Source organism: Pseudochrobactrum sp. sp1633 (genome assembly GCF_030376605.1).
GTDB lineage: Bacteria > Pseudomonadota > Alphaproteobacteria > Rhizobiales > Rhizobiaceae > Pseudochrobactrum.
The window spans coordinates 1-756 of the sequence record NZ_JARRAE010000052.1; the positions used below are offsets into that span (position 1 = coordinate 1).

At 57.8% G+C, this 756-nt stretch carries 1 pseudogene; it reads right to left on the reverse strand.

From position 1 onward, the window contains the following. Positions 1-62: 62 nt before the first annotated feature. A pseudogene (locus P8H26_RS18055) lies at positions 63-756 on the reverse strand (ISL3-like element ISPpu12 family transposase); the annotation flags it as partial.

Sequence of the window (756 nt, forward strand, 5' to 3'; positions counted from 1 at the left end):
TTTTGGGTATACGGATTTAATGGTTGATGGGGCACCTTCACCCCATCAATCTGATACCACCCTCAGATGGTTGATAGATCGACTCCGTAGTTGAGTTCCTCTGCGAAGTCCGGCAGTCCGTAACCGATGGTTTTCTTGTAGAAAGGAGAGACCTTCGCAGTCGGTGCCTTCTTCTTGTGCTTCGTGGTGTAGAGCATTCGTGCCCGCATCACCTCGAAGGAGTAACCGCGCCCTTCTCGGTTCTTGTCCTTGGCCAGTCGGTTGATGGACTCCGTGTAAGCGTTGGTGACGGGCATGTCCGTCTCGAAGTAGGTCATGGTCTCTTCGCGCCAGTTTCCCACTGCCCTGACCAGATCGCTCCAGACTTCCTTTTGGCCCTTCGGGATGGTGGCTATCCACTCGTCCAGGGCGGCTTCTGCCTGGAGCCGTGTGGTGGCGTCCCAGATGCCGTAGAAGCGCTCCTTGTGCTCGTAGGCGGCCAGCAGTTGCGGGAACGCGCCTGTCCAGGTCTCCATGATGAGGCGCTCCCGGTCTGAGACTTCGTGAGCGCGTTTCAGCAGGATTTTCCGGTCTCCCTTGAGAGTCCGGCTCTGGGACGGTTTCAGCTCCTTTCTGAGGCCCTTGCGCACTTTCTCTAGGGCATCGTTGGCCATGCGCACCACATGGAATTTATCGACCACGATACGGGCCTGGGGCAGCACAGCCTTGACCGCTGCCCGGTAGGGGTTCCACATGTCCATGCTGACGATCTCGACC